At 52.3% G+C, this 5,219-nt stretch carries 5 protein-coding genes and 1 pseudogene; all 6 read left to right on the plus strand.

The window, feature by feature from the left end:
• Positions 1-225: pseudogene (locus ACPLUI_RS10515) on the plus strand (4-hydroxybenzoate octaprenyltransferase); the annotation flags it as partial.
• A gap of 38 nt (positions 226-263) precedes the next feature.
• The gene (gene mqnE, locus ACPLUI_RS10520) at positions 264-1,373 is read left to right on the plus strand and encodes an aminofutalosine synthase MqnE (protein ID WP_424660217.1); all 1,110 of its coding nucleotides are present in this window, start codon (positions 264-266) and stop codon (positions 1,371-1,373) included.
• Entirely contained in the window at positions 1,370-2,224 is an 855-nt protein-coding gene (locus ACPLUI_RS10525; RefSeq protein ID WP_424660218.1) for a menaquinone biosynthetic enzyme MqnA/MqnD family protein, read from the plus strand. The genes mqnE and ACPLUI_RS10525 overlap by 4 nt, the downstream gene beginning before the upstream one ends.
• A complete protein-coding gene (mqnC, locus tag ACPLUI_RS10530) occupies positions 2,212-3,279 on the plus strand; it encodes a cyclic dehypoxanthinyl futalosine synthase (protein ID WP_424660219.1) in 1,068 nt (355 codons plus the stop codon). The genes ACPLUI_RS10525 and mqnC overlap by 13 nt, the downstream gene beginning before the upstream one ends.
• A 158-nt stretch (positions 3,280-3,437) precedes the next feature.
• Positions 3,438-4,862, plus strand: a complete 1,425-nt coding sequence (gene selA / locus ACPLUI_RS10535; RefSeq protein ID WP_424660220.1) for an L-seryl-tRNA(Sec) selenium transferase — start codon at positions 3,438-3,440, stop codon at positions 4,860-4,862.
• Between the two features lie 2 nt (positions 4,863-4,864).
• A partial coding sequence (locus tag ACPLUI_RS10540; protein ID WP_424660221.1) for a GTP-binding protein occupies positions 4,865-5,219 on the plus strand: 355 nt, incomplete at its 3' end.

Genomic DNA, 5,219 nt, shown 5'->3' on the forward strand with positions numbered 1-5,219 from the left:
GCAGTTGTTTTTTTCATCTCAACAGCATTTATCTTAAACCTGGGGATATTCTACCTGATCGGTGTTTTGATTGCCATGGTCCTTCTGTTTAAACAGCATACCCTGGTTTCGCCCGAGGACCTCTCCCGTGCTGGAGTGGCCTTCTTCAACCTTAACGGAACATTAAGCATAGTTATGTTTGTCTTTACCCTTTTAGATGTCCTCTTTCCTCTGCACCTTTTTTAATCAGCAAAAACATTCGTATTCTTAAGGAGAAGGAGATTATGTACCAATTTCATCATGCAACCGAAGAGTTAAAGGCTATCGCCGAGAAAGTGCAGGCCGGAGAACGCTTGAGCTTTGAAGACGGGGTTCGTTTATTCAAGTCCGGGGACCTTTTAACCATAGGTTTCCTGGCCAACCTGGTCCGCGAGCGAAAAAACGGCAGCCGCACGTACTTCATTGTAAACAGGCACATTAATCATACGAATATCTGTATCAATCGCTGCCCCCTGTGCGCCTTCGGACGGGATCCCGACGACCGGGGGGCCTACACCATGACTCTTGATGAAATTGAAGCACGGGCGCGGGAATGCCAGGGACAGGGTGTATCGGAAATCCATATTGTGGGTGGACTGAACAAGGCACTGGGTCTGGAATACTACCTGGAAATGCTGCGGAGGGTTCGTCGCGCCCTGCCCAAAGCAATAATTCAGGGTTTTACAGCCGTGGAAATCGATTTCCTGGCCCGGAGCAACGGGCTCTCAATTGAAAAAACGCTGGAACTGCTCAGAGAAGCTGGTCTGGACTCCTTACCCGGCGGAGGAGCGGAAATATTCGCCCCCCGGGTACGGGAGCGGATCTGCCCGCGCAAGATCAGTGGAGAACGCTGGCTGGAAGTACACGAAACTGCCCATCGCCTGGGCATGCGTACCAACGCCACCATGCTTTACGGACACATTGAAACGATTGAAGAAAGGGTGGAACACTTAATCCGGCTCCGGGAACTACAGGACCGCACGGGTGGTTTTCTGGCCTTTATTCCCCTGGCTTTTCATCCCAAAAACACCGGCCTGGAATCCCTGGGACTGGCTGGCACTACAGGTTATGAGGATTTAAAAGTACTTGCTATCGCCCGCCTGATACTGGACAATTTCGATCACATCAAAGCCTTTTGGATTATGATCGGCCCCAAACTGTCACAGGTAGCTCTTTCCTTTGGAGTGGACGATCTGGACGGCACGGTGGTGGAGGAAAAGATCGCCCATGACGCAGGTGCTGAAACGGACCAGTATATGCCCAAACAAAGACTTATTAACATGATCCGTGCGGCAGGACGAATACCTGTAGAACGGGACACCCTGTATAATGTAATCTGGGAGGGGTTACAGTGAACGGGTTACGTCTGGGACAGGTGGAATACCTGAACTGCCTGCCGGTCTACCATGCTCTGGAAGAAGGGCTGCTTCCTCTGGATGGGGAACTGGTAAAGGGACCCCCTACCAGGCTAAACCACATGTTTCTGGAGGGAGCTCTTCATTGCACCCCTCTTTCGTCTATTGAATATGCCCGCCATGCCGGAGATTGTTTCATTTTACCCCACCTTTCCATAGCCAGCGACGGCAGGGTGGCCAGTATCCTTTTTTTCAGCTATCTCCCGATTACCGAACTGGATGGGAAAAAGGTCTGCGTGACCACTGCCTCCGCTACTTCCGTGGTTTTATTACGTATCCTCTTTGAACATTACTACCATGTGGAAGCAGAATTCCACCCCGTGAAAGCAGACCTTAAGACCATGCTGGAGATGGGTGATGGGGCTCTCCTCATTGGTGACGACGCCATGCTGGCACACCAGCAGGTTATTAGAGAAGAACTGCCATTGTTCATAACGGACCTCGGTGAGGCCTGGAAGGACTTCACCGGCGAAAAAATGGTTTATGCCGTATGGGTTGTCAGGAAGCAGTTCGCCGAGGTCCACCCCCGGGAAACCGATGCGCTGGCTGAACTGCTTTACCGCTCCCGCGAAATAGGCATGGCAGATTTGCCTGTCCTTCTAAAAAAAGCGCACTGGCTCACCGGGTTGCCCTTGCCGGTATTAAAAGATTATTTTCGCATTATCCACTATGACTTTGACGGTGACTACCGCCGGGCACTGCTTACTTTTTATGACTATGCCTATAAGAGCGGCATCATTGAGGAAAGGGTTAAACTCCTGGTCTGGGGTGAAGAGGGATGCCAGATATAACCGCTCTTTTGGAAAAAGCTGTAGCGGGGGAAAGGCTCTCCCTGGAAGAAGGGGTGAAAATCCTGAAAGAAGCGGATCTCTTACCCCTGGCCATGGCAGCCGACCAGGTCCGCCGCAGGTGGCACCCGGAAAACCGGGTGACTTTTATCATCGATAGAAATATAAATTATACCAATATCTGTTATTGCCGTTGCCTCTTTTGTGCCTTTTATCGAAACCCGCAGGATCCGGATGCTTATGTAATTACAAAGGAGGAACTTTTTAAAAAAATCGAGGAAACCATTCAGGCGGGAGGCACTGAACTGCTCATCCAGGGAGGCCTTCACCCCGATCTGGGTCTGGACTACTACCTGGATATGCTACGCTCCATAAAGGAACGTTTCAATATTCATATTCACTCTTTCTCCCCTCCGGAAATAATGCACATAACCAGGAAGACGGGGCTGCCGGTAAAGGAGGTACTGCTCCGGTTGAAAGAAGCTGGCCTGGACTCTCTGCCGGGTGGAGGGGCAGAGATACTGGTGGACCGCGTCCGCCAGGCCATCAGCCCGCACAAGGGTTCCTGGGTCGAATGGATGGAGGTTATGCGCTGTGCCCACACACTGGGAATGAAAAGCACGGCTACCATGATGTTCGGCCATGTCGAGACTCTTGAAGAACGGGTATTGCACATGGTACGGGTGCGTGAGCTTCAGGACGAAACCCGGGGTTTTACCGCTTTTATCCCCTGGAGCTTTCAGCCCCAGAATACCAGGCTGGGAGGAGAAACGGCCACAGCGGTGGATTATCTGCGCACCCTGGCCGTAGCAAGACTGATGCTTGATAACGTGCCCAATCTCCAGGCTTCCTGGGTCACCCAGGGAGCAAAAATTGCTCAGGTAGCCCTCTTTTTTGGAGCCAATGATTTCGGCAGCACCATGTTGGAAGAAAATGTAGTCCGGGCAGCGGGAGTGAGCCACAGAGTGCCGCTACAGGAAATACTCCGCTGCATCAGAAAGGCGGGGTTCATCCCGGCCCAGCGCAGCACTTTTTATGAGATCATCCGGGAATACTGAGTGTTGGATGAGGTGCTGTTCCTGCTAATTCCAGTCCCCGGTGCCAGGAGCACCGCATCTTTTTATACCGTATATATTTGTAGATATGCTACGAACTTGCTAAAAAAGCTTCACTTGTCCTATAATGTTGGGGACACTGGTAGCGGAGGCACACGATCATGGCCAAGAGGGAAGCTTTACGCAAATTGCCAGCAGTGGATGAAGTGTTGCGTTCACCGGAAACAGTGGCCCTGCTGGCCGAAAAGCCCCGTAATCTGGTAGTGGAGACGGTCCGGCATGTCCTGGATCGCTGGCGCCAGGTTCTTTTAAGAAACGAGCTAAATGATGAAATGGGGCGCGAAGAAATCACGGCCCGGATAGTTCAAGAAGTAATCCGGGAAACCGCTCGCCGCTCCCGACCAAATCTGCGCCGGGTGATAAATGCCACAGGAGTAGTACTGCATACCAACCTGGGCCGGGCCGTGCTGGCCCGTGATGCCAGAACCGCGGTAGAAATGGTAGCATCTGGATATTGCAACCTGGAACTGGATCTCCAGAGTGGCCGCCGGGGTTCCCGTTACGCTCCTCTGGAAGGGTTGCTGACCAGTCTGACCGGTGCAGAGGCAGCCATGGTAGTAAATAACAATGCCGCTGCCGTTCTGCTCGCACTGAGCACCCTGGCCCGGGGCCGGGAGGTTATTGTCTCCCGGGGACAGCTGGTAGAAATCGGTGGATCATTTCGCATCCCCGAAGTAATGGCCCAAAGCGGAGCCACCCTGGTGGAAGTAGGGGCAACAAACAAGACATATCCCGACGATTACCGCCGGGCCATTACCGACCGGACAGCTCTTCTCCTTCATGTTCATACCAGCAACTACCGCCTTATAGGGTTCGTACGGGAAATTACCGTTAACGAGCTGGTCATGCTGGGCAAAGAATATGGTTTACCGGTCATGAGCGACCTGGGGAGTGGTTTTTTGGTAAACCTGAACGATTTTGGACTCCCTGAAGAACCAACGGTACAGGAAGTTGTCGCCTCCGGGGCCGACATTGTAACCTTTTCCGGCGACAAGCTTTTAGGTGGCCCCCAGGCAGGGATTATTGTGGGACGGCGAGAATACATCGAAAAAATGAAGAAAAACCCCCTTACCCGTGCCATACGTATCGATAAGTTTACCGTGGCCGCCCTGGAAGCCACCCTGAGGCTCTACCTTGAGCCTGAACGGGCACTTGCCAACGTACCCACCCTGCACATGTTAACCGCAGATATAGCAGAACTGGAAGAACGGGCCAGGAAACTGGCTGAGCAACTGCGTAAGGTGGTGGGAGAACAGGCTGTCATTGAAATAGAACCTTGTATCTCACGGGTAGGGGGAGGTGCCATGCCTACGGCCGACCTGCCTTCCATGGCTGTAAAAGTACAACCCCGGCAAATGAACAGCGAAAATCTGGCCAGGTTATTACGGGCTGGAGAACCGGCAGTTATGGGCCGGTTGCAGGATGAAAGTTTAATTCTGGATATGCGAACCGTCTTACCAGGAGAAATAGAGGTCCTGGCCGGAGCAATCACGGCAGCACTTCAGCCCGGGAAGGAGGTCCTTTGAAGGTGACCTATTTAATCATCGGGACCGCCGGTCATGTTGACCATGGCAAAACCATGCTGGTGAAGGCCCTTACCGGAATAGATACAGACCGGCTAAAAGAAGAAAAGGAAAGGGGTATCTCCATTGAGTTGGGTTTTGCTTCCTTGACCTTACCAAGCGGCCGGCAGGCAGGTATTGTAGACGTGCCGGGCCACGAGCGTTTTATTAAAAACATGCTGGCTGGTGTCGGCGGTATTGACCTGGTACTGCTGGTTATCGCAGCTGACGAAGGAATCATGCCTCAAACACAAGAGCATATGGATATCATCCAGCTCCTCCAGATAACACGGGGTGTAGTAGTGTTAACCAAAGTGGACC

The sequence above is a fragment of the Desulfofundulus sp. genome, from assembly GCF_049701015.1.
Classification (GTDB): Bacteria; Bacillota; Desulfotomaculia; order Desulfotomaculales; family Desulfovirgulaceae; genus Desulfofundulus.

Excerpts from the sequence above, each read along its gene's own strand:
- mqnE (WP_424660217.1), top strand. The coding sequence starts at position 264 with ATGTACCAATTTCATCATGCAACCGAAGAGTTAAAGGCTATCGCCGAG.
- mqnC (WP_424660219.1), top strand. The coding sequence starts at position 2,212 with ATGCCAGATATAACCGCTCTTTTGGAAAAAGCTGTAGCGGGGGAAAGG.
- selA (WP_424660220.1), top strand. The coding sequence starts at position 3,438 with ATGGCCAAGAGGGAAGCTTTACGCAAATTGCCAGCAGTGGATGAAGTG.